Below are 24,962 nucleotides of genomic sequence, written 5' to 3'. Positions count from 1 at the left end.
TTTTTAGGTTATTCTTTGTCTGTGGGTGTTGATTTTTGATAAACTACAAAACTTTGCTGAGGTAGGGTTAATTGCTGCTGTAATTTAACTTTATCCGGTAACTGTGAACCCCTACCTAACCATTTAGTTGCAGCAGAATCTAAAACTTTAACCCAATTATTACTTGCAAAGTTATGGTTAAATCTAACTTGATAATTATGAAAATTCATGGCGCAAAATATCTGGTTATTTTCCCGACATTTACACCATAAAATTAGCTTTTTATCTTCATAAAATCCTATTTCTAAATTTTGTCTGCTGCTTTGTAATAAAGAGAGATTTTCGCGGCGTATCTGAATCAAATTTTGGTAAAATGATAATAAAACTTGATGCTGACCTGCTTGGCGTTTTTCCCAATTCAGCTTACAGAGGTTAAAGGTGTTAGTTGACTCTGGGGGGGGTGGTTCTCCTTGAGCAGAAAAACCCGAAAATTCCTGTTTACGTCCCTGTTTAACTGCTTGAATTAAATGGGGGTCTGAATGACTAACAAAGTATATAAATGGTGATTGTTCGCCATATTCTTCACCCATAAATAACAGGGGAATATAGGGAGAAAGTAAAACTATACCAGCAGCTAATTTTAAGGAGTCAAAATTTACCAGTTGCGATAATCTTTCACCTAAAACTCTGTTACCTATCTGGTCATGATTTTGGCTGTAAACTATAAATTGAGATGGAGGGCGATCGCTGGTGTTATTTCCGTGATAACGTTGGCGATAATGGGAATATTGCCAGTCATAAACAAAAGTATCTTGGTAAGCTTTTACTAGATGTTCACACAGACCAAAATCCTGATAGTATCCTGTGCGATCGCCTGTCAACAAACTATATAATGAATGATGAAAGTCGTCACTCCATTGAGCATCAATACCATAACCACCCAACTCAGGTGGGCGAATAATACGCGGGTCATTTAAATCACTTTCAGCAATTAAATAAAGTTTCCGTCCCTGTTGCGCAGAAAGCACAGCTACATTTTCAGCCAGTTCAGCTAAAAAGTGTTTTGCACCCAAATCATAAATAGCGTGAATAGCATCTAAGCGTAAAGCATCAATATGAAATTCAGTTAACCAATATATGGCATTTTGAATAAAAAATTGCCGGACATTATAGCTATGTGCATGATCAAAATTAATCGCACTACCCCAAGGAGTGCGATAAGTTTCTGTGAGATAAGGTGCGAAGCGACTTGTATAATTACCCTCTGGGCCAAAGTGGTTATAAACCACATCTAAAATTACAGCTATTCCCTCTTGATGACAAGCATCAACTAATTGTTTTAACTGCTCAGGGGAACCATAAGAATTATGGACTGCAAAGGGATAAACACCATCATAACCCCAATTGCGTTCTCCGGGAAATTGGGCTACAGGCATAAGTTCAATAGCATTTATTCCCAATTCTCGTAAATCTGGGAGTCGGGGAATAATCGCCCTAAAGGTTCCCTCCGGGGTGAAAGTACCAACATGCAACTCATAGATAATCATCGTTTCCAATGGAATACCAGACCAACTGTGATCACTCCAACCAAAACTATGATTTATCACTTGGGAAGGTCCATGTACATCTAAAGGCTGAAAATGTGATGCTGGGTCAGGTCGAGACTCACTATTATTTAATAGATATAAATATTGTGTTCCTGGAGCAATATCTCTCCCGGTAAATTGCCAATATTCCCCTAACTGCTGCATCGGAAGTAAACGCCGCTGGGGGGAGATAATTTCCAGTGAGACTGTTGCTAAATTGGGACCCCAAACGGTAAATGTACAAACACCATCACCTAAATAATCAGTGCCAATTTTCATAACACCGCCAGAGAATGATTGTAATTTGACTTTAGCTCGGTAATGATGCTTTTTATTCCATCACTGGAAATATTCAGAGGTAGATTTATATAGCATTTCCCATGGTCGTGAGATACAATTTTTTTTAGTTTGAGGGAACAGGGAACAGGGAACAGGGAACAGGGAATAGGGAATTGGTGTGTACTTCATGAGCCTGAAAAAGGCTTTAATGAACTGCAACTTACTCCTGGACTGGGGATAATCATAATTAGAAATATCTATCTTAAGGTTGTGATAAAAATGTCAATATTTTCTATAGGATTGGTACGAGTATTTTTAAGTAATTAAAGGCAATAACGCTAAATCATACATTTTCTGGTGGAGAAAGAAATATGACACGACCGATTAGAAATTCAGTCATTGTAATTACAGGTGCATCAACCGGTATTGGACGGGCGACAGCTCTAGAATTTGCCAAAAAACGGGGAACATTAGTTTTAGCAGCACGGAATCAAACAGCATTGCAAGAAGTTCCAAGAATGTCAACACTTGGGTGGAACGGCTCTAGCCATACCAACCGATGTTAGTAATGAGTCGGAAGTTCAAGAATTAACCCAGCGGGCGATCGCATCTTTTGGCAGAATTGATGTATGGGTAAATAATGCCGCTGTTAGTTTATTTGCCAGATTTGAAGAAGCACCCCCGGAAGTATTTCGCCAGGTAATTGAAACCAATCTATTTGGTTATATTTACGGTGCGCGGGCTGTGTTACCGTACTTCCGAGAACAAGGTAGCGGTAACCTGATCAATGTTTCCTCAGTAGTGGGGGTAACCGGTCAGCCATACACCAGCCCTTACACCATCAGTAAATATGCGATTCGTGGTCTTTCCGACTCTCTGCGCATGGAATTGTATTTAGATAATGCCAAAGACATTCATGTTTGCACAGTACTACCAGGTTCTATAGATACACCAATTTTTCAACACGCTGCCAATTACACCGGTCGCCAAACTAAGGCCATGACCCCTGTATACCCGGCTAAACAGGTAGCTGATGCCATTGTCGAGTTAGTGAATAAACCACAGCGAGAAATTGTCGTTGGTCAAGCTGTATACTTGCAGATATTACAAAAAACCTTAGCCCCAGACCTATATGAACCGATGATGGCAAAGCAAGTTGATCAGGATCACTTTCAGGATCACAAACCAGCCCACATCACCGACGGTAACGTATTTCAGCCCATGGGAGATTATACAGGCATCAGTGGCAATTGGCGAGGTACGGGGGGCATCACATCCCAAGATGTCTGGGATATGGCCAGGGAGACAGCACAGAAAATTGGTTTACCGCTGTCATAGTTTCTGATAGCGATAGCGTGGCGCTAGCCATACTACTCGTGAGGTAGTTCAGTGCCACGTGTTTCTAGCCGTTGTATTTTCAATACTAGCGTGAAAATGCTACCTTTTCCCACCTGACTTTCAACTTTGAGAATCCCCTGATGTTTTTGGGCGATCGCCAGAGCAATCGCTAGCCCCAACCCTGTACCTCCGGTTTTACGAGAGCGATCGCCATCAACACGGTAAAAGCGCTCAAAAATTCGCTCCTGATCAGCAAGCCCAATGCCAATCCCTGTATCTTTCACCGCAATCACAGCAGTGTAATCACTCTTGACTAGGCTAACAGTTACATATCCCCCAGTGGGTGTGTACTGAATGGCATTGGCAATCAAGTTTGACACTAAACGGTAAAGTTGGGATTCGTTACCTAAAGTATAAACCTCGTAAGTGGGAATTTGGCAGGTTAAGTGAATATCACCAGCAGTAGCCATCTCTAAAAATTCTTCGGTCAAATCGCTCACCAAATCATTTAAGCAACAAGGAACCGAAAATTGCTCTCCATCTGAATTTTGCTCAAGACTGGTTAACAAGAGTAAGTCCGCGATCAAATGGCTCAATCGTCGTCCTTGGCGCTCAACAGTATAAAGCATTATTTGCATATCCTGTGGATTTGATTGGGGTATGCGCAGAATAGCTTCCACAGTTGCCAACAGGCTAGCCAGGGGCGATCGCAATTCATGGGCCGCATTGGCGGTAAATTGTTGGTGTTGCTGATAGGAGTGGTAAATCGGCTGCATTGCTAATCCTGAAAGCCACCAACTAGAAGTAGCAACCAAGCTCAAAGCAATAGGCAAACCAATGGCCATAATCGATTGAATTCGCCTGATTTCCTGATCAAAATGTTCTAAAGTGCGCCCAATTTGCAAATAGCCCCAGGATGAATCAGCATTGGCACTATGTAAAATCGTGGTGAATTGGTGATAGCGAATACCCTTAGCGGTGCGGAAGGTTTGCCATGAATTGCGGTTGAGAGTTGGCGGCACAGATAGGGGTTGATTGGGTGAAAAAGCCAGGAGTTTCCCTTGATGATTGAACAGCCGAATATAATATGTGGTGCGATCGCTGATACCAATGGTGTGTCGTTGAATCAGGGTTGGCGTAGCCTGACAAGGTTCCCCACTCAAACACAGATCAGGAAAAATTTGTTGCAGCACAGCAGTAGGTTCTTCCCCAGCGGGTAGTAGTGGTTCGACGCTATCGTGTAAAGTTCCCGCAATTGATTCTATTTCGCGCTCCATTGCTGCCCAGTTTGTTTGTACCATTGCTCGATACATCCCCAACCCAGAAACACTCAAAATCACACCCATGACCCCAGCATACCAAAGGGCTAGCCGTAGACGACTGCGCCAAAAAAGTGAGTAGCTATTCATAGCCGAGAATCAAGTTGAGAGTTAAAGCGATAGCCAGCACCTGGAACAGTTTCAATAGGACAGGGACAGCCATGATTTGCTAACTTACGCCGCAATAAGCGCATTTGCGCTGCAACTACATTACTAATAGGTTCTTCTTCCATGTCCCAAAGTTGATGACGCAATTTGCTACCGGGAATGATCCGATTGGGGTTCTGCATCAAATACATGAGCAGCTGAAATTCTTTGGTAGTTAAGGGAATCAGCAGGGGCGTAGACCGATCTAAATTCACTCCTAGGACATTGTTGGCTGTATCCAGAGTAAAACCTGCAACAGTCAGGGTGGATGGTTGTAGTTGAGGCGATCGCCTCTGTAGCGCCCGCAACCGCGCCAGCAATTCTTCCATGAAAAACGGTTTGACCAAATAATCATCAGCTCCCGCATCCAGCCCCGCCACACGATTTTCCGGCTGTCCCAAAGCAGTGAGCATCAGCACTGGTAAGGGATTTTGGTGCAGTCTCATCTGCCGACATAACTCCAATCCCGACATTTCCGGGAGCAGCCAATCAACAATCGCAACTGTGTAATCTGTCCACTGGCTTTCTAGGCATAGCCAGGCTTGAGTGCCATCTGTCAACCAATCCACTACATATCTTTCGCTAATTAAGACTTGCTTGATTGCCAGTCCCAAATCCGCTTCATCTTCTACCAGTAAAATTCGCATTGCTCCAGAGAATCAACTATGAGGGAGCTTCATATATTTTACAAAAACATCTGCCATTTCACCTGAATTTCATCTGGCCTTTGGCAAACTTATGGAGAACTTTTGTTTAACCCCTATCTTGTGAGGAGTGATCATGAAATCCTTTGGCCTAATGAGTTCGATTCTGGCAGCCAGTTTAATTGTTTGTGTCCCTACAGTTGGGTTTGCTCATGTCGGACATGGTGATGAATTTCAAGCAACCGGTGGCATTAATCGGGTGAAAGTCAATCCCCAAACCGATCAACTATTAGGTATTGTGGTCACAGCGATCGCCTCCTCTGCTCAAGGCGGGTCTGCCGTGATGATTCCGGTGACAGCATTGGTTGATGCCAACGGTAAACAGATAGTCTTTGTACAGTATGAGAATTTTTATGAGCCTGTGGAAGTCACCACCGGTGCGACCAAAGGCGAACTAATCGCAGTCACCACAGGATTGTCAGTTGGCGAAAAACTGGTTACTCAAGGTGCTTTGTCCCTATATGCTGAATCGCGCAAAACCCAAACTGCGGATACCCCTGGGACTCCAACAGCCAGTGAGACTCCCACAACCCTAGCTGAAGCAGACAATCAGGATACTACACAGCAGGCCAGTGGATTACCAATGGGTATCTTAGCAGGAGTCGGTGGTGGAGTCGTCCTTGTGGGCGGTGCGATCGCTGTTATTGCTGGGAATCGCAAAAACAAGGGAGGCGTTTAATTGAGATGTTGAACTCCATTGTCAATCAGATTCTCAAAAACTCAATTACCCAGCGTTGGTTCATAGTTATCTGTGCGATTTTAGTGACCCTGTGGGGAGTGTTCACTGTCACTCAGATGCCACTAGACGTGTTTCCTGAATTTGCGCCTCCCCAGGTGGATATTCACACCGAAGCGACTGGACTAGCTGCAGAGGAAGTGGAATCACAAATTACCGTGCCGATTGAAAGCGCGGTGAATGGTTTGCCAGGGGTAACTACGGTGCGTTCTTCCTCCAAAGTCGGTCTGTCAATGGTGCAGGTGGTGTTTGACCAGGATGCCGACATTTATCAAGCCCGGCAATCAGTGACCGAACGACTCCAACAGGTGACCAATCAGTTACCTGAAGGGGTGCATCCGCCGGCAATTTCACCCTTAGCATCACCATTGGGGACAATTTTACAGTATGCCTTAACTGTGAATGGCCAGGGTAAAACCTCCCTGATGGATTTGCGCCGTCTGGTGGATACTACCCTGAGCAATCAAATTTTGTCTGTGCCGGGAGTCACCCAAGTTAGCGTTTACGGTGGGGATGAACGACAGGAACAAGTGTTAGTTGATCCGGCAAAATTGCGATCGCTCAAGGTTTCCTTGACAGAAGTTACCAATGCTGTTAGGGGTGCAAATTCTAACGCTCCTGGTGGATTTCTCATTGGTGGCGGTCAAGAACTTTTGGTACGCGGTATTGGCCAGGTAAAATCAATTGCAGACTTGCAGCAATCGGTGGTCAAGGTGCAAGATGGGAAACCGATTTTGCTTCAAGATGTGGCGCAAGTAAAAACCGGTGCTGCACTCAAGCGGGGAGATGCTAGTTTTAATGGACAGCCGGCTGTGGTGATGATGATTAACAAACAGCCTGATGTTGATACTCCCACGGTGACAAAAGCAGTAGAAGCGGTAATGCAATCCTTGCAACCAACCTTTCCCCCTGATGTGCAAGTGAAACAAACGTTCCGGCAATCTAACTTTATTGATACTGCCATTGTCAATGTCAGCAGTTCCCTGATGCAAGGCATCATCATTGTATCAGTGATTATGCTGTTATTTCTGATGAATTGGCGTACTGCGGTAATTACTCTGAGTGCAATTCCTCTGTCACTGTTAATTGGCTTAATGTTCATGAAAGCTTTTGGCTTAGGCATTAACACTATGACCTTGGGTGGTTTAGTCGTAGCCATTGGCTCAGTTGTCGATGACTCAATCGTGGACATGGAAAACTGTTATCGGGGTCTGCGAAGCAATCAGGCCCAGGGCAACCCCAAGCATCCCTTTCAGGTGGTCTATGACACATCTGTGGAAGTACGGTTAGCCGTGATTTTTTCTACAGTGATTATCGTCGTCGTGTTTGCACCAATTTTTAGTTTGACAGGGGTTGAAGGCAACATTTTTGCCCCAATGGGTTGGGCGTATTTGCTTTCCATCTGTGCTTCTACTTTGGTGGCTATGACCCTTTCCCCTGCCCTGTGTGCAATTCTGCTGGCAAACCAAACCCTACCGCCTGAAGGTACATTCATTTCCCGTGGGGCAGAACGGTTATATCGTCCACTGTTAAATCTGTCCCTGCGATACCCTCAAATCATTCTGGGTGTGGCCCTGGCTGCATTGGTTGCCGCTTTTGCGATTATTCCCTCCCTGGGACGGGTGTTTCTGCCGGAATTTCAGGAGAAATCATTGGTAAATTCTATGGTTTTATATCCAGGGGTTTCTCTGGATATGACCAATCGGGCGGGGATGGCTCTGTCTAGTGCGCTTAAAGATCATCCTTTATATGAGTGGGTGCAAGTACGGGCGGGACGCACTCCAGGGGATGCAGACGGGGCGGGAGTAAGTATGGCTCATGTAGATGTAGAACTCAGCGATCTCGCTCTCCAAGACCGGGAAGCCAGCATTAAACAATTGCGGCAAGAGTTCAATAAACTGCCTGGTGTGGCATCTAATATTGGTGGGTTTATTTCTCACCGCATGGATGAAGTGCTGTCGGGGGTGAGAAGTGCGATCGCTGTCAAAATCTTTGGCCCTGATTTAATCGAACTGCGGAAGATTGGCGAACAAGTACAAGATGTGATTCAGCCCATCCCTGGGGTTGTAGATTTGCAGCTCGAACCCCAACTGCCCATTCGTCAGGTACAAATCCATTACGATCGCGCGGCGGCCGCTAATTATGGATTGAGTATGGAGCAGTTATCGAAGGTGGTGGAAACTGCCCTCAATGGTCGTGTAGTCTCGCAAGTGGCAGAAAATCAGCAACTCATTGATGTTTATGTCTCCTTGACGGAGAAAGCCCGCAATAGTTTAGATGCCATTCGCGCTATTCCTCTGATTACCCCTACTGGGCAAACCATCGAACTGGGTGCTGTAGCCACGGTAGACTACGGTATGGGAATAAATGTGGTGAATCGGGAAGATGTATCGCGGCTGATAGTTGTTTCGGCAAACGTTGCCGAGCGTGATTTGGGCAGTGTTGTTAGTGATATTCAATCCCAAATTAAACAGAAAATCAAACTCCCCAATGGCTACTTCATCCAGTACGGCGGACAGTTTGAATCGGAGCAACGGGCTACTAATAATCTACTGGTATTTAGTATCTTGGCAGCGATCTTGATTGCGGTGTTGATGTTCTTCTGTGTTAAATCCCTCAGCGCGACCATCGCCATCATGCTCAATCTGCCTTTGGCTTTGGTGGGTGGTATTGTCTCTATTGCCTTGAGTGGCGGTGTGATGTCCATTGCTTCTTTGATTGGATTCATTACCCTATTTGGGGTTGCTGTCCGCAATGGCTTGTTGTTGGTAGACAACTATAACCATAAGTTGGCTCAGGGAATGCCCCTCAAAGATGTGATTGTCAACGGTTCTCTAGAACGAGTTAATGCTATCCTGATGACCGCGTTTACTTCCGCACTAGGTATGCTGCCTTTGGCGATCGCCGGTGGAGCAGGAAATGAAATTCTACAACCCTTGGCAATTGTGGTTTTGGGCGGTTTATTTACTTCTACCGCTTTGACTTTATTAGTCATTCCGGCTCTCTATGCCAAGTTTGGCAAACAGTTTATCCCTCTACACAAACCTGCTTTGATTAACCAAACATGGTCAAACTATTGACACTCCCCACGGCTAGAGTCCGGGGGATTCTAGTTTCACGTTATCGCGATCGCTTTGCTTCGCAGTCCATCGTAATTTTGTCACAATATTTATCAAAGCTGTATCTAAAAGGTATGTTACTATCTCAAACATAACTGCACCAAAACAGCTATGGTAAAAGAATTAGCGATTCGTACCTGCGGATTAACTAAGCAATTTGATCAACATATTGTTGTCAACAATGTTGATTTAGAAATCCCAGAGGGTGAAGTATATGGATTAATTGGCCCCAATGGTTCCGGGAAAACCACTCTCATCCGGATGTTGGTCACTGCTGAACAACCAACCACGGGGGAAATTTATCTTTATGGTCATCCCCTAGAATTTGACAAGAGTAACTCAACTCTCAAGCGTCGTCTTGGCTACTTACCCGATAACTATCCCCTATATGAAGATTTAACAGTCTGGGATTACTTAGACTATTTTGCCCGGTTGTATCATTTGCGGGAACCATATCGTACCCAACGCTTACACGCAGTTTTAGAACTTATCCAACTGGAGAATAAACGTCAAGCCCTAATTTCTACCCTATCCCGGGGGATGAAGCAGCGCTTAGGTTTGGCGCGGGCGATTATTCACGAACCAATTTTACTCATTTTAGATGAGCCGGTTTCTGGACTTGACCCTATTGCTAGGATGCAGTTTCGCGACATCATTACAGCTTTGCAAGCTGCGGGAATGACTATTTTAATTACTTCCCATATTCTCAGTGATTTAGCGGAACTATGCACTAGTATAGGCATTATGGAATTGGGGTGTTTGGTAGAAACCGCTTCCCTGGAAGAAATCTACCAACGATTTTCTCAACAACACATCATCTTATCAACCCCTGGAAGTTTAGAGTTAATCGAGCAGGAATTACAAAACTATTCCTTGGTGCAAAGTTGGCAAAAAATCCCCGGTGAAAACAGTCTCAAGGTCAGTTTTACCGGAACACCAAAAGATGGCGCTGATTTATTGCGTTCTCTGGTTCTATCGGGTTGTTCTATCAGTAACTTTGACAGTACACAAGAAGATTTAGAAAGCATTTTCTTAAAATTAGGGCACAAACAAGCATCCTAACAAGTCAATAATTATCTGTGTATATCTGTTCGGGGAGTAGGCTCATGATGCGGAATATGATCTCTGGTTTAGGTGAATTAAACCCCCAATTCTTACGAGAAATTAAGGGACGTTTAAAAACTCGCAACGTTTTATTAGCATTATTTGTCAGTGTTCTGGTTCAGTTGATGGTGTTTAGTTCCTTCCAAGCTGAACTACCAACAAACGAAAATCTCGAATATCTCCATCCAGCTTATTGTGAATATGAATGGACGACTTCATCACAAATTGTTAAATGTGCTGTTGATCAGTATGGTAAGGTAATTATTGATTGGCGAGCATGGCATGATGATCTTTTCTCCTCTCTGAGTCTGATCATCGTTTTTGCTCTTGTGTTGGTCGGAGTTTATTTACTCATCGATGATTTAGCCAGGGAAACCAGGCGAGATACCCTCGGTTTTATACGTCTAGCTCCCCAATCACCTCAAAGTATTCTTGTGGGTAAAATCCTTGGGGTTCCCATCAATTTATATATTGCCATTTTATTCGCAATTCCTTGGCATTTGTGGTTAGGTTTAAATGCTGAAAAATCCTTATATCAGATACTAACTTTTTATGGCATTTCCCTGGCACTTACCATTTTCTACTATAGCGGTGCATTACTATTTAGTTTAATAGCTTCTTGGTTAGGTGGGGTTCAAACTTGGTTAGGAACTGGTTTACTTGCAGCTATTTTTCTATTCTATAACCTTCTAGATATTAACAATGCTCGACTAGATAATATACTCACATTGCAGCTAATTATGCCGCAATATTTTATTCCTGACTCTTATTATGGTGGTTTCAGATTGACCTATTTCCATTGGTTCGGTGTAGCACTAGGAGAGAATGTTGCCATAACCATCAGCTTTAGTTTATTAATTTCCCTGGTTGGCACTTACTTTTTCTGGCAATCTATCAGACGTTGCTATAGTGTCTCCCATACTACCATGTTAAGTAAACAGCAGAGTTATTTATTAACTAGTATTTTTACCATCATAACTGTAGGATGTGCTAATTGGCAAAACTTGACATATATCCATGGGGATATATTGCTTTTAATGTTTGCCAATTTCTGGCTATTTTTATATCTGATTGCTGCATTAACACCCCATCGGCAAACAATTCAAGAGTGGGCGAGATATCAGCACGTTTATAGTCATAGTTATCCTGGAAAGCACAAATTAATCAAAGATTTAATTTGGGGTGAAAAAAGTCCCAACATATTGGCGATCGCCATCAACGCTCTAATTTATGTCATCGGTAGCAGTATATTCATTTTAGCCTCATCGCTGCCTGTATTGCATAAGTTAAATATTCTTCTTGCCTTAACTTTTGTCTTCACTTTAATAGTAATTTATGCAGCGGTAGCACAGTTAATGTTATTGATGAAAAATGGGCGGCGGTTGTTATGGACTAATGTGATTTTAGCCGCTGTGATGATCGTACCAACGATTTTGTTAGCAATGCTTTTTCGGGACTCTGCTCACAGTTCACTATTGTTTTCTGTGTTGGCACCGGTTGTAATTATATCCTCAGAAACTGCTGCCATAACTAATGCGATCGCAATTATGGGACATATAGCTATTTTCGGGCTATTACTCTGGCAAATTAAACGCCAATTAAAAACATTAGGGGAGTCAGGAACAAAAGCATTATTAAAATCAAGTTAAGGACTAACACAAACAAAAAAAATGGGTGACTAGAGAATGTCCAGAAACCCATTTAGATGATATAGTTACAGTCTGAAGCGATAGATAATCACTTTACCTTTGGCATTTTCTTCTACAAATAGGAGATACTCACGATTATTTCGTCGCATAGCACGAAGACCATAGGGGATATCAATCCAACCACTTTCCGATGCAACTTCTGGACCGGGTGTTAAGTTTTTCACAAACGCCCCGGTTCTGGCATTATATATATATACTTTTGCGGTTTTACCCGTCACAGCAAAAACATAGTCACCCGTTACACTCATGGCTGAGGTAGAAACTTCACGTTTACCGGTATTATCGTAGGGAACTACTATCGGCCAACGGGGTGTTCTATTTCCCCGACTCCAATTATCAAAACGCACAATCTCAGAACCCACAACTTTAGTATCATCTCCAACCGCTGGATGATCTAGCGTAAAGCCTGATAAATACATGGTATCGGTTTCGGGTAAATACTCAATCCGCCGCAAATCGGTAAACATAGTCGGGGTTGCTTCCTTTTCCATGGATGCGTAGGTATAGATGGGGTTACCATGGTCATCTAGTCCCTGTAAAGGATAGTGTCGGATACCCTCCTTAGTTCGTACGGTTTTCCACACATCCCCTTGAGTATCTACCCACCATCCGCCAATGTAGGGATAATCTTTGGTGTTGTCGTATTCAATCCGATCAAACTTACCGTTATTGTTGCGATCGCGCCAAATCCATTCTCCCTCTTGTGGCTGATCAGGAGGCCAATTTCCCGGAATTGATTTTCCCCCACCCCCACGAGTACCCACAAACATTCCCGACGGAATCGCGATTTTACCATCCGTCTGAGGATTAAAGCGATAAATTTGCAGAAAACTTTCATACATATCAGTCAGGAAAACAAAAGGTTTACCTTGAATGCGACGCACCCAGGTAGCATCTGGGGAGGTATGTAACCGTGGATCTTGGGGATATTTGAAAGGATTTAAGGTGTAGGCTTTATAAGTCCATTGCTTACCCGCAGGTTGACTATAATCCATCAAGAATTCTTCTTGTTTGGTAAATAAGCGTACTCCATCACTGGTGGGGTCAGCATCAGCATTATCAACAAACATCAATCCCATTAACTGCCATAATAACTTTGCTGATGATGAAAACTTGCGTAAATCTGTACCTGAGTTGTTAAACCCATTACTATTTACATAGATATTACCTGCAAAATCTGTACCGACTCCCGTCAAACCGTACAGTTTTAAATCTTGGATTTCACCAGGAACACCCGCATAAACTCCCCCCGGAGTACCGAAGGTACTCACCAGAACAGGTTGATCTTTAACTTGGTAAATCAGCACTTGCTGACGAGGGCCATTTTCTCCTACCAAAATTCGGTTTTGCAGATCAACTGCGATCGCACTGGGTTCTACAATCTTGGTTATTTCCTGGGGTAACCGCTTTCCTTCCCGGGAATAATGGACAATTTTAGCGGGATTACTCCCATGTTTGGTTTTAATAATCCAGAGGTTACCCTGTCTATCAACAGCTATCCCCCCCGGACTACCAACGCTAAAGCTGCGTATTTCCTGCATGGTTTCTGTATTATACACACGCAGACGGTTAGTAGCAGCATCACTAACATATAATTCATTTCCCCTAGTTGCTAATCCAGTAACTGGACTTTGGTTACTGACAATTAACATACTTTTATCCCAGCCACGTCCTTGAGCAAAGGGTGCGGATTTCCCAGATAAGTGGTAGCGTCTGACACAATGCCAAGTTGTCCCTTCTGGGGGATAGTCTTGATCTTTCCTATTCACAAAATCTTGGCGCATGCCAATATAAACATATTTATCATTGGCTGTCACAGCCTGTCCTCCGAGACGACCCCAACCGTGAAGATCCGCCAATCTCCCAATCACATCACCATCTTTGTATATTCCCGCCTCTCTACCTGCTTCATCCCAGAGACTATTAGTATAAACTGTACCATTGGGTGCCACATACATGGCCTGAATATAATTTTGTACCCATTTTTCTCCACCACCAAAGGTATTACCAATCCAAGAAGTTTGATATGTCCGTTGAGGGGTTCTGCTATTAACCTCATGATTGGCAAATACCAGAGAAGTCAAAATTATGACTACAGCTATAATAGATACAAAATTTACCAGTTTAAATCTGTGATACATCATACAGAATTTATATTATATCAATCATTAAATACCTTATTTCATAACAAATAATCCTCATGAAAAAATGAATATTCATGCAAAAAACACATACTTAAAGACTCTATAGATTAGGGGATGAAAATGACTGATTTTCTAGATAATAGCAGGAGATAAGACTAGCATCCATCTAGATCATAGGAGCTAAGTAGTAGGTGGAAAGTAAAAAAGAAAAATTTAAAACAACACCTGCATCTATTCTCACCCTGGGAACAGGTTGGTTTCCTCAAAATCCCGGCGGATTAGAAAGGTACATTTATGAACTAACTCATACATTAGCAGCCAATCAAGACAAAGTGGAACTGTGCGGAGTTGGTCTACCAGAATCTAAACTAAATTTACCCATAAAGTTGACTAACTTAGCCGATCCAAATCAGGGAATCTTGCAACGACTAGGAACTATTCGTAATAACTTTAAAACAACACGAGTTAGTCAACCGGATGCTGTTAATCTGCATTTTGCATTATATAGCTTTCCAATTTTGGATCTTTTACCCAAAGGCGTACCCATAACTTTTAACTTTCATGAGCATGGGCTTCTGAAAGTCAGGAGGAAACAGTTAGTAATAAATTCAGTTTTTTTGTGAAGCGATGGCTGATAGAACAAGCAACTTATAACCGTTGCGATCGCTTTATTGTTCTCAGTCAAGCATTTGCTAATATTCTACATAGACAATATGAAGTTCCATTAAAGAAAATCCATGTAATCCCCGGTGGAGTTAATATTAATAAATTCCAACCTAAGCTACTGCCAACTGCAGCTCGTCAACAACTCGGCTGGCCAGAGAATCGCCCGATTTTATTTACATCCCGGCGTTTAGTTCATCGCACAGGTGTAGATAAATTATTGGCCGCTATGGCGATTATTAGACCAAAAATACCTGATGTTTGGTTGGCGATCGCAGGTCGGGGTCATATGCAAGAATCTCTAACACAACAAGTTAAAGATTTAGGCTTAGAAAACCATGTCAAATTTTTAGGTTTTTTGCCAGACGAAAAGTTACCTGTAGCTTACCAAGCAGCTAACCTAACTGTTATACCTAGCCAATCTTTTGAAGGATTTGGATTAGCAATTGTGGAATCTTTAGCCTGTGGAACACCAGTTATGTGTACACCAGTGGGTGGTATGCCAGAAATTTTACAACCGTTTTCCCCAGAATTAATTACCACATCTCACACAGCTTCAGCTATTGCTGAAAAATTAGAAGAGATATTACTAGGACAAATATCAACCCCTTCGCGTGAGAGTTGTCTTCAGTATGCTGTCACTAACTTCAATTGGGAAAAAATCGCTCAACAAGTGCGTCAAATTATCTTGGCTTAAAAGCAACAAAAAAATAATAATTGCTGCTGCAAAATCCCTAATTCAAATCACTGTAACCAGAAATCCTTACATACTACACCCCAGAGCGCACCATGGTTGTGAATACTTTACTAGCTAATCAATACTACATCTACATCAAAAAAGGTCAAAAACCAATTCCTTGGGATATATACCAGACCAATCCACCAATTAAATTTAGCTTGGCTGACTATGTTTGTAAAGTATTTCAAGCCATAGAAGAAAATTCGACTCTAACTGGTCTAGTATTTTACGTCACCTGGGATGCAATGGATGAAATCCCCTCCTATGGTGAGAATGTGGTTGTTTTGATCATCGGAGACGAATGGTATCGTATACCAAAATATTGTCATAAAGTAAAAGCTGTATTTAAGTGTATAGGTACCCGCCCCATTTTAGGATGTAATCCTATACTTCAGCCTTCTTGGCTCAACTTACTGACATTAATTCAATTTATCAGAATCTTATTTGTTTGCTTACCCGGCTTAGTCAACTATCAATTTCAAAACTTCAAAAGTTGGTTCTTAGGTAAAGGTAAAATAACTCAAATTTATGATATTCCTCTAGGGTATAATAATTCTAAACATTTACCTATCAAGCCTCTCCAAGAACGTCTATATGATACTTACTTTTCTGGTAGTGTTGTCCACGTAAATTATCCGATATGGTGTTTTAAGCGTTGGTTAGGAACTCCCAAAAGTTTAGCACGGAAACTGATGATCTCAAACGTCATCAAATTCCAACGCCAAAACCAAAATTTTAGAGTTGAATTAGGGATTACCGCTGGCTTTCATGATCGAACTAGCCAAGATGAGCGCAGCTATAGTGAAATTATGATGGATACAAAAATATGTCTTGTTCCTAGAGGCACATCTTTTGAAACAACGCGCTTATTTGAAGGGATGAAATATGGTTGTGTCCTAGTCACAGAAGCTTTACCTTCTCGCTGGTATTTAGATGGAGCACCTGTAATTCAAATTAAAGATGGGCGCGAATGGTCAAAAGTCTTAAAACAACTATTACACAATCCACAACTTATGGAAGAAATGCACCAAAAATCGCTAAATTGGTGGCATAATAAATGCTCAGAAACAGTTGTATCAACATACATAGTTGAACAGTTAAATGGTACGATAAAAGTCAATAATTTAGCTGTAGATGTAGTTTCCAGATCCAATTTCTCTATGTCTTTAAATCGGCCTTGAAATTCAAATCAGCCGGAGGTAGTATCGAGCATAAAGATCATACATCTTGTGGGGTGGGCATCTTGCCCGCCCTTGTACCTACTCAGATGAAATGTGCTGTATTTATGTTCTATATCAACTCTAATTGCCGACACAGAAGAGCTTTAATAACTTTATCAATAATCAGATATTTCTATGAAAATTTTATTTTTAGACCAGAGTGGTAAACCTGGCGGTGCAGAACTTTGTCTAATAGATATTGCTAAACCCTATAAACAACAAGCCTTGGTCGGATTGTTCGCAGATGGCCATTTTACAAACTTACTTCAACAGCATCATATCCCTGTAGAAGTTTTCGCCGCTCAAGCAATACCAGTTCATAAACAAAGCAATTTTCTACAAGCTTTGGCTAGTTTCAGACAACTTATACCACTGTTAGCTAAAGTGGTACAAACAGCAAAGAAATATGATCTGATCTACGCCAACACACAAAAAGCCTTAGTTATTGGCGCACTGGCTAGCTTGTTAGCTCGTCGTCCCTTAGTTTATCATTTACACGATATTCTTTCCTCAGAACATTTTAGCCCAACCAACCTGCGGATTGCCGTTACTTTAGCAAATCGTTTGGCCTCATTAGTAATTGCTAATTCCCAAGCTAGTCAAAGGGCATTTATCCAAGCAGGGGGAAACTCAAAACTCACCACAATTGTTTATAATGGGTTTGATAGCGAAAATTATCAAACTTCTGCATCTGAAGTTAAAGAATTACGGGAACAGTTAGGACTAGAAGGAAAATTTATAGTTGGACACTTCAGCCGGTTTGCACCTTGGAAGGGTCAACATATTTTAATTGCTGCTTTGTCTCAATGTCCGCCAGAAGTGTCAGTAATTTTAGTTGGCGATGCTCTGTTTGGTGAACAAGATTATGTCCAAGAACTCCATGAACAAGTCACAAGGTTAGGACTAGAAAACCGGGTTAAATTTTTAGGATTTCGTGGGGATGTCCCCCAGCTAATGGGAGCTTGTCACTTGGTAGCACATACATCAATAGCCCCAGAACCCTTTGGAAGAGTTATTGTTGAGGCTATGTTATGCGGTAGGCCTGTGGTAGCTGCAAAAGCTGGGGGAGCGATGGAATTAATAGAACACGGGGTTAACGGTTTTCTGGTCACACCAGGTTTACCTGAAGAGTTAGCACAAGTGATTAATACCTGTCTTCAAGATACAGAAATCACTACCAGTATAGCCAGTTACTCCAGGGAAATCGCTTGTCAGCGTTTTGATATCAAAGCTATTAATCAGCAAATAGCTCAACTATTGTCCCACAGGGTGGGACAATCGGTATAAGGTGTGTAGCCCTGACACTCTTTCGACACATCCCACAAGGTTTGATGATAGTTCAGGGCTAATGAACACTCCTGTTAAGGGCTGGGGTGATTTTACTACGCCACTTCTCGCATTTGTGAGGGGATGTTTATTTCTGGGAATGGTCGCGACAGTTGTTCCGATGCTGGCGCTACAGCTTGCTCTAAAACTTGTACTTCGATATTCACACTCACTAAATAACTACCAGTTTCATTACCAACAGCTTCAGCTATTAATTGAGCAATATCCGGACGTTTCGCCGTCAGTGGGTCACGTAAAGTACACCTGTCCCATTCGTGCCGGGCAGTCGGATCGAGGTTGAGAATATAATGCTTGATCATTGGACTAACCCTTAAATCCATCTTCCAGAAGTCTGTTGCAGCAAACCTTTGCTCTTTGTTAGGCAATATTCGCGCTGCAATCTATTATAGTACAAATGTTCTAATTTGTCTCCTATAAGGTTTAGTGATAAAAAATACTATTAGCCTAAGTTGAATTATTTAATCGCTCACTAATAAATCATATAGGTACAGAAGACTCTGACTCCCCGACTTTTGCAAAGAGTCGGGGATCTGTCAATTACTTGATCACTCAGATTTGCCATTGATTTTTGAGTGTGGCAATTCACCTTGATTGAGCCAAATACCTTGTTGAGGTACAGGAATCGAGAATCCGGCTTGATCAAAGGCGATTTTTAAGCGCCGACGAAACTCGCGCCCCACATCCCACTGTTTAAGTGGTAGTGTCTTGATCCACACACGAATCATTAAACCGCGATCGCCAAAGTTATCTATGCCTAACACTTGAGGCATTTCCAGTATTTGAGGTTTCCACAGAGGATCTTGATTCATCTCCCAGCCTACCTGTTTAATCAGATCCATGGCATCATCAATATTATTTTCATAGGCAACTGGAATAGTTAAATCCGCTCGTGACCAGCGGCTAGAAAGATTCGCAACCACTTTAATTTCACTATTGGGAATTGTAATTAAACGCCCTTCGGCATCCCGTAGCTGAGTAATCCGCAGATTGAGATTTTCTACTAATCCTCCTACATCCCCCACAGCAATCACATCACCCAAGGCGTACTGGTCTTCAAAAATGATCAGAAAACCGTTAATCGCATCTTTAATTAAGCTTTGGGAAGCTAGAGACACAGCCACACCAATTAAACCCGCACCTGCTAGCAGGGGAACAATATCTATACCCAAGGACAGCAGAGATAGTAAAATGCCGACCACTAACCAAATTCCAGTGATAATGCTTTTAGTGACACCAGAAAATGTAGAAACTCGCAATTCCATCCGTTTGGAAGCTTCTGTATTTAATAAAACACCAGTGCTGATCAAAGTGGAGGTCAAGCGGTCAATCAGCGCATAGGTAAACCGGGTGGCGACATAAACTCCTACTATGATCACGACCAATGCTATGGGAATTTGAGCCGCTGTAATGATACCTACCTGAAATACTCTGGTATAGGGGAATAGACCCAATATGAACAGAAATCCACCGGACAGAATCCCGGTTTGAGTTAATTGAAACAGTCTAGTTTTAACCTCTTGAATATCTCGATCTTGCTGTTGATGTAGTTGGTTGGTCAGCTGTTGAGCATTATCTGCTATGGGTAGGATGGGGTGTTGCGAATGTTCTTTTAAACGGCGTTGAAGGTAATAGACTCCCCCACTCAACACAATCATTAACACTCCCACCCCAACCGCAACTTTACCTTGATTCATTAAAATTTCAGTTGTGCGCTCTTTGTCTGCTTGTTGTAAGGCTTTTTTTAACTCTTCGGTAATTTGAACTGCCGATACTGATGCCTCTTCTCTACGCACTCTGGTATCTTCTACTGTCACGGTCATCAGGTATTGACCATTGACATAAATTACTGGTGAGTTCTTCAGTATTCTGGTGTCAAGGTTAATATTTCGTTGAGGGGAACCAAGGTAGTTTTGGAGAATTTGATTGAGATTTTGTTGTATATTCCGGGAACGCTCTGGAAAATTCGTTCTGGTTGCTGCTATTTGAAATACTGGGCGACCATCCAGATAAATCCAGCCAGAGACAATTCTACTATCTGCATCACTACCGATTGCACTAGGAGACTGTAGAAAGGGTAAAATAGGCAGTTGAGCGGAGGCTTTTGATATAGAAACAACAGCGATCGCCATTGAACTGGCAATTGTCACTATCATACCTCTAGCTAAAATTCTTTTGGAGGATACCCCCTTTCTAGGTGTGAGAGAGGCTGGATGAGATACCTTGTTACCTGATTTATACTTGGCAGCACTGCGGGTATTATTGAGGCGACCTTCCTCTAAAAGTGCCTGTTTATGCTCAAAATAACCAAAATTTGACCATAGGACTTGCTTGGCGATCGCCAAAATTTGAAAGCGCACTCAAATACCTCCCTAAAGTAACAGATGATCTTAATCTACTCCTCACAAAAGTTAGGGATGAGGTTAACCTGAAAACCATGCAATGTCAACCTAGAACAAAGTACAATTAACAAGCTTGGTGGTAAATACAAGCCAAAATCATCAGCTGTACAATACCCTAGTAAGGTACGTGATTTTTACGTAACTTTTTTGATTTTTCTGAGGAAATTTTTAATGACTGCAACTTCTCCCCGACTAAAGCACGAGGTTAAAGACCTCGCCCTAGCTCCCTTGGGAAGACAGCGTATTGACTGGGCTGGACGGGAAATGCCAGTATTAAAGCAGATACGCGATCGCTTTGAGCAAGAAAAACCCTTTGCTGGTTTACGCCTTGTAGCTTGCGCCCACGTGACCACAGAAACAGCACATTTAGCGATCGCCCTCAAAACCGGCGGTGCTGATGCAGTTTTAATCGCCAGTAACCCCTTATCAACTCAAGATGACGTAGCAGCTTGCTTAGTCACCGATTACGAAATTCCAGTATTTGCCATTAAAGGCGAAGACGCAGCGACCTATAACCGCCATGTGCAAATCGCCTTAGATCATCGCCCCAACATTATCATTGATGACGGTAGTGATGTAGTTGCCGATTTAGTGCAACACCGTCAACACCAAATTGGCGATTTAATTGGGACAACCGAAGAAACCACCACCGGAATCGTGCGGTTACGCGCCATGTTCAACGATGGCGTTCTCACATTCCCCGCCATGAATGTTAACGACGCTGACACCAAGCACTTCTTTGATAATCGCTATGGTACAGGTCAATCAACCCTAGATGGTATTATCCGGGCGACAAATATCTTATTAGCTGGTAAAACCATCGTAGTTGCTGGTTATGGCTGGTGTGGTAAAGGTACTGCTTTACGGGCCGTGGTTTAGGCGCTAACGTCATTGTTACCGAAATTGACCCCATCAAAGCCATTGAAGCGGTTATGGATGGTTTCCGGGTATTACCCATGTCGGAAGCAGCGCCCGAAGGCGATTTATTTATTACTGTCACCGGTAATAAACACGTGATTCGAGGCGAACATTTCGATATCATGAAAGATGGTGCGATCGTTTGTAACTCCGGTCACTTTGATATTGAAATTGACCTTAAATATTTAGCCGGTCAAGCCAAAGAAATTAAAACAGTCCGTCCCTTCACCGAACAGTACATACTCAACAGTGGTAAATCTGTAATTGTCTTAGGTGAAGGTCGTTTAGTTAACCTCGCCGCCGCAGAAGGACACCCCAGCGCCGTTATGGACATGAGTTTTGCTAACCAAGCCTTAGCTTGTGAATACCTGGTGAAGAATCAAGGTAAATTAGAGCCTGGGTTACACTCTATTCCTGTAGAAGTTGATCAAGAAATTGCTCGTTTGAAGTTGCAAGCTATGGGTATTTACATTGATAGCTTAACTCCTGGGCAAGTTGAGTATATCAATTCTTGGCAGTCTGGAACCTAATCTTAATTAACTAGTTGATTTTTGGGGGATGGGCGTTTTGCTCCTCCCTTTTTTTTCGCACCAAGGAAGAAAACAAGATATGAGTCACACATTGATACCTTGTTTATGAATTGACAACCCTAAATATTTATTTCTTAGCACACACAAGATCCTGAAATTTTCTGTGCGTGTCAGAGTCGAGCATTTGCAACTGTTTGACAAGATTTAAACTCTTAGTGGTTTTAGCAATTTCTACCAAAGATTCGTCGATTTGATAGTTCTTGTGTTCAATCAGCCAGGTAAGGATATCAAGGAGATACCAGACAGACTGCGCCCCTCCGTAGATAGCAGGGGGAGGGTCTGAAATGCTTTTTGATAGTAACTTTTGAATATTTTGTCGAGAGCATCCCAAAAGCTTCGCTACATCTGTCACACCAACAAAATTGGGTGATGCCTCGATAATCTCCGCTTGTGGAATAGCCTTTCTGACATCATTTATGGCGCTAGAAATTGCATCATAGGCCGATGGTGCTTCACGAATAAAATCAAGAGCGATAAAACCCTTTGTCCCAGTGCCAATAATAGCATCATCACAGCCCGATTCATAAAGGGCATCGACAAACATACCAGTATCAGTCATAGGATTTGGGACTTTGAATTTCAGAGTAAATTCATATTCTCGCATCTAATATTACCCTTTCCTCAGAAGTAATCATTTCTTTTCTTGTTGATAAATACACTTATCAACTACTCGACGAATCTGCTTTGCATGGTTAGTAGGATTTCTAGGGGTACTCCAAATACTAGTAATGCAAAATTCCCCACATCTACATTCAGAATCTTTGTAAGGGCAATAGATTTTACCCCAAGCATGAGAGCCTCCTTCTTCAACTTCCCAGCCTTGCTCAACAGCATAATTCAACGCCGCTCGTATCTCTTTATGGGGGTGTTTATTTGCCATTACCTAATACATACTATAATTTTAAGAGTGAATTGTCAACTGACAACTTACTCCGTCCATTTTACAAAAAACCACAGCATATAAACCAACCAAAACTACGCTCGACAACCCAACGCTTTGGTAACAGAACAAAGCCTTTAGTATTAACCGGACGACGTATAACCTCCAAAACCCAGTGATACGTATCCATCACCCATCTCATAAAGCCTTCACCTTGATACCCAGCATCAACCCAAATCAGCACCAATATTATACCGTTTGCCATTTTGGGAAGTCATTTGGCAACATCCGCCATGGACAACCCGCACAGAGAACATAAAATATGGCACTAATCACAGCGCGTAGGTCAACCCGACGGGGACGACACCCCAAATTTATTGGGGGTATCAGCACTGATAGCAATTCCCACTGTTCATCGGTCAAGTCTGTTGGGTATGATTTAGACATGGCTCAAGTAACTCTGTCGCGTTTTTATCTACTGACAGAATATCGTTACTTGAGCTTTTCTTGACTTTCCAAACATCCTCTTAGACCATCAGATTTTCCCCCTCACTTCTGTCAGCAGTCCGTAGTATTGATCTTGATGAATTTCTCAGCGACATGATTCCACAACCCAAACCCGGTGGTCGCAAGGGTGAAGTCGATATGTGGTCTGTATTGATTTCGGTGGTTGAGCGAAGTCGAAACCACGATCCCCCCAATAATCTCTAAAATCTCTTGCGGTTCTCTTAACCTCACTTCCTCGCCCTTATTATTGTTCCCTTCGACTTCGCTCAGGGAACATATTGATTTCGGTTTCGCTCCTACTATCGAATATTATTTTACCCCACCCTCACCCTCCCCTTGTAAGGCTATTCATTACCCACATTTTTCTTAACAATCTTGGAACATTTATGTGGACACGGTTTCAACGCTTGAAAATTTCCCTACTCTTGACAAAATGTACCTTATTCTTCTTGATAAAACCCTTATTTTCTTGAGAATCATCAACGGAGGATTAAGGTTTGGGGGTTTGCGAGCGATCGCTCTCACGAATGTTAAGAAAGATCCGGGTAATGGATAGGTAGATAGCAGGGGAGGGTCTGAAATGCTTTTTGATAGTAAGTCCTGATTTTGTCGAGAGCATCCCAAAAGCTTCGCGACATCTGTCACACCAACAAAATTGGGTGATGCCTCCATAATCTCCGCTTGTGGAATAGCCTTTCTGACATCATTTATGGCGCTAGAAATTGCATCATAGGCCGATGGTGCTTCACGAATAAAATCAAGAGCGATAAAACCCTTTGTCCCAGTGCCAATAATATTCACAGAACACAGAACGTATAAAAATTTAAAAATGAGCAAAGTCATTGATAGGCGTTATATTGACATTGACAACAAGGCAATGTTACATTTGTTCTGTTAACCCATATTTGTCTAGTCAAGTTACAACCCCAGTTGTGCTTGTGACTGGCAAACAAGTAGTTCGTTGAGTTGTTTATCGAGGCTTAGTGCGGCGATGACTTAGTTGATTTCTCCCATTTTGTTCAACACATAAGAATCGGAATCCATAGGATTCGTGTGTCTGAATGTAAACAAGGGAGGAAACATGGTAAATCGCAGCCAACTCAAGAACCGGGGTCAAAACGCAAGTTTTAAGAAAACTAAAAAGTATTCTCAGGTACGATGCTCCTTCCCCACTACGGAACAAACAACGGAATGGTGCATAGAGTATACTGACAAATTTGGTGCGTGGTGGGATACTTTGAGCGAGGAGGAACAAATCGACGTTAAAGCCGTAGTCGGTTTACTTGAAAAGATGGGCCCGATACTTCCCCACCCCTATAGCTCTAAAATCAATGGTTCTCAGGTTTCTCGCCTGCGCGAATTGCGTATTCAGCACACAGGTCGTCCTTTTCGCGTACTTTATGCTTTTGACCCCAACCGTACTGCCATTCTCCTTGTTGGTGGAGATAAGACTGGAGATAATCGGTGGTACGAGAAGAATATTCCTGTAGCAGAGGCGCAGTATGCATCTCATATGCTTACTTTGAAATAGGGGG

At 42.5% G+C, this 24,962-nt stretch carries 19 protein-coding genes and 3 pseudogenes; 11 read left to right on the top strand and 11 right to left on the bottom strand.

Annotation, left to right across the window (positions count from 1 at the left end; all coding sequences use genetic code 11):
* Window positions 1-8 precede the first annotated feature (8 nt).
* The gene (treZ, locus tag AC6IZ0_RS02065; protein ID WP_497724880.1) at window positions 9-1,844 is read right to left on the bottom strand and encodes a malto-oligosyltrehalose trehalohydrolase; all 1,836 of its coding nucleotides are present in this window, start codon (window positions 1,842-1,844) and stop codon (window positions 9-11) included.
* 371 nt (window positions 1,845-2,215) lie between these two features.
* On the opposite strand from treZ, the pseudogene AC6IZ0_RS02060 reads away from it, so the two are divergent.
* A pseudogene (locus tag AC6IZ0_RS02060) lies at window positions 2,216-3,182 on the top strand (SDR family oxidoreductase).
* Window positions 3,183-3,214: 32 nt separating this feature from the next.
* Here AC6IZ0_RS02060 and rppB read toward each other — a convergent pair.
* Both rppB and rppA read right to left on the bottom strand, forming a co-directional pair.
* Window positions 3,215-4,591 carry a two-component system sensor histidine kinase RppB gene (rppB, locus tag AC6IZ0_RS02055; protein ID WP_497724879.1) on the bottom strand — a complete coding sequence of 459 codons (1,377 nt, stop codon included), beginning with the start codon at window positions 4,589-4,591 and terminating at the stop codon, window positions 3,215-3,217.
* Window positions 4,588-5,295, bottom strand: coding sequence for a two-component system response regulator RppA (gene rppA, locus AC6IZ0_RS02050; RefSeq protein ID WP_497724878.1), 708 nt, complete (start codon window positions 5,293-5,295; stop codon window positions 4,588-4,590). Before rppA ends, rppB begins: the two co-directional genes overlap by 4 nt.
* A 151-nt stretch (window positions 5,296-5,446) precedes the next feature.
* Here rppA and AC6IZ0_RS02045 point away from each other — a divergent pair, with 151 nt between their 5' ends.
* Genes AC6IZ0_RS02045 through AC6IZ0_RS02025 form a run of 5 tightly spaced genes read left to right on the top strand, consistent with a single transcriptional unit; the run spans window position 5,447 to window position 11,960 of the window.
* Window positions 5,447-6,031 carry a permuted SH3 domain-containing protein gene (locus AC6IZ0_RS02045; RefSeq protein ID WP_497724877.1) on the top strand — a complete coding sequence of 195 codons (585 nt, stop codon included), beginning with the start codon at window positions 5,447-5,449 and terminating at the stop codon, window positions 6,029-6,031.
* Between the two features lie 5 nt (window positions 6,032-6,036).
* Window positions 6,037-9,168, top strand: coding sequence for an efflux RND transporter permease subunit (locus AC6IZ0_RS02040; protein ID WP_497724876.1), 3,132 nt, complete (start codon window positions 6,037-6,039; stop codon window positions 9,166-9,168).
* The gene (locus AC6IZ0_RS02035; protein ID WP_497724874.1) at window positions 9,153-9,302 is read left to right on the top strand and encodes a hypothetical protein; all 150 of its coding nucleotides are present in this window, start codon (window positions 9,153-9,155) and stop codon (window positions 9,300-9,302) included. Before AC6IZ0_RS02040 ends, AC6IZ0_RS02035 begins: the two co-directional genes overlap by 16 nt.
* 16 nt (window positions 9,303-9,318) lie before the next feature.
* Window positions 9,319-10,269 carry an ABC transporter ATP-binding protein gene (locus AC6IZ0_RS02030; RefSeq protein WP_497724873.1) on the top strand — a complete coding sequence of 317 codons (951 nt, stop codon included), beginning with the start codon at window positions 9,319-9,321 and terminating at the stop codon, window positions 10,267-10,269.
* Window positions 10,270-10,313: 44 nt separating this feature from the next.
* Window positions 10,314-11,960: a hypothetical protein gene (locus tag AC6IZ0_RS02025; protein ID WP_497724871.1), complete on the top strand. Its 1,647-nt coding sequence runs from the start codon at window positions 10,314-10,316 to the stop codon at window positions 11,958-11,960.
* Window positions 11,961-12,025: 65 nt separating this feature from the next.
* On the opposite strand, the gene AC6IZ0_RS02020 is transcribed toward AC6IZ0_RS02025, so the two are convergent.
* Window positions 12,026-14,161 (bottom strand): NHL repeat-containing protein, encoded by a 2,136-nt coding sequence (locus tag AC6IZ0_RS02020; RefSeq protein ID WP_497725979.1) that lies wholly within the window; start codon window positions 14,159-14,161, stop codon window positions 12,026-12,028.
* A gap of 194 nt (window positions 14,162-14,355) precedes the next feature.
* On the opposite strand from AC6IZ0_RS02020, the pseudogene AC6IZ0_RS02015 reads away from it, so the two are divergent.
* From AC6IZ0_RS02015 to AC6IZ0_RS02005, 3 genes and pseudogenes are all read left to right on the top strand, one after another.
* A pseudogene (locus AC6IZ0_RS02015) lies at window positions 14,356-15,524 on the top strand (glycosyltransferase family 4 protein).
* Between the two features lie 92 nt (window positions 15,525-15,616).
* Window positions 15,617-16,747 (top strand): glycosyltransferase, encoded by a 1,131-nt coding sequence (locus tag AC6IZ0_RS02010; protein ID WP_497724870.1) that lies wholly within the window; start codon window positions 15,617-15,619, stop codon window positions 16,745-16,747.
* 174 nt (window positions 16,748-16,921) lie between these two features.
* Window positions 16,922-18,073 (top strand): glycosyltransferase family 4 protein, encoded by a 1,152-nt coding sequence (locus AC6IZ0_RS02005; protein ID WP_497724869.1) that lies wholly within the window; start codon window positions 16,922-16,924, stop codon window positions 18,071-18,073.
* A gap of 95 nt (window positions 18,074-18,168) precedes the next feature.
* On the opposite strand, the gene AC6IZ0_RS02000 is transcribed toward AC6IZ0_RS02005, so the two are convergent.
* Both AC6IZ0_RS02000 and AC6IZ0_RS01995 read right to left on the bottom strand, forming a co-directional pair.
* Window positions 18,169-18,432, bottom strand: coding sequence for a hypothetical protein (locus AC6IZ0_RS02000; RefSeq protein WP_497725978.1), 264 nt, complete (start codon window positions 18,430-18,432; stop codon window positions 18,169-18,171).
* Window positions 18,433-18,678: 246 nt separating this feature from the next.
* On the bottom strand, window positions 18,679-20,286 hold the full coding sequence (locus tag AC6IZ0_RS01995; protein WP_497725977.1) for a mechanosensitive ion channel family protein: 1,608 nt from the start codon (window positions 20,284-20,286) through the stop codon (window positions 18,679-18,681).
* A gap of 417 nt (window positions 20,287-20,703) precedes the next feature.
* On the opposite strand from AC6IZ0_RS01995, the pseudogene ahcY reads away from it, so the two are divergent.
* A pseudogene (ahcY, locus tag AC6IZ0_RS01990) lies at window positions 20,704-21,980 on the top strand (adenosylhomocysteinase).
* Between the two features lie 127 nt (window positions 21,981-22,107).
* Here the strand turns inward: ahcY and AC6IZ0_RS01985 are convergent.
* The 5 genes from AC6IZ0_RS01985 to AC6IZ0_RS01965 all read right to left on the bottom strand — a co-directional run bounded on the left by AC6IZ0_RS01985 (window position 22,108) and on the right by AC6IZ0_RS01965 (window position 24,270).
* On the bottom strand, window positions 22,108-22,644 hold the full coding sequence (locus AC6IZ0_RS01985) for a helix-turn-helix transcriptional regulator (protein WP_497724868.1): 537 nt from the start codon (window positions 22,642-22,644) through the stop codon (window positions 22,108-22,110).
* Between the two features lie 27 nt (window positions 22,645-22,671).
* Entirely contained in the window at window positions 22,672-22,920 is a 249-nt protein-coding gene (locus tag AC6IZ0_RS01980; RefSeq protein WP_497724867.1) for a hypothetical protein, read from the bottom strand.
* Window positions 22,921-22,981: 61 nt separating this feature from the next.
* Entirely contained in the window at window positions 22,982-23,185 is a 204-nt protein-coding gene (locus AC6IZ0_RS01975; protein ID WP_497724866.1) for a transposase, read from the bottom strand.
* On the bottom strand, window positions 23,170-23,367 hold the full coding sequence (locus AC6IZ0_RS01970) for a transposase (protein ID WP_271733809.1): 198 nt from the start codon (window positions 23,365-23,367) through the stop codon (window positions 23,170-23,172). The genes AC6IZ0_RS01975 and AC6IZ0_RS01970 overlap by 16 nt, the downstream gene beginning before the upstream one ends.
* Before the next feature lie 444 nt (window positions 23,368-23,811).
* Window positions 23,812-24,270 carry a hypothetical protein gene (locus tag AC6IZ0_RS01965; protein WP_497724865.1) on the bottom strand — a complete coding sequence of 153 codons (459 nt, stop codon included), beginning with the start codon at window positions 24,268-24,270 and terminating at the stop codon, window positions 23,812-23,814.
* Between the two features lie 238 nt (window positions 24,271-24,508).
* Here AC6IZ0_RS01965 and AC6IZ0_RS01960 point away from each other — a divergent pair, with 238 nt between their 5' ends.
* The gene (locus AC6IZ0_RS01960; RefSeq protein WP_497724864.1) at window positions 24,509-24,958 is read left to right on the top strand and encodes a type II toxin-antitoxin system RelE/ParE family toxin; all 450 of its coding nucleotides are present in this window, start codon (window positions 24,509-24,511) and stop codon (window positions 24,956-24,958) included.
* Window positions 24,959-24,962 lie beyond the last annotated feature (4 nt).

The organism is Anabaenopsis sp. NIES-4685 (genome assembly GCF_059725405.1).
The sequence above is the reverse complement of the archived record's forward strand: the minus strand, read 5'-3'. Positions and strand labels throughout refer to the sequence as shown.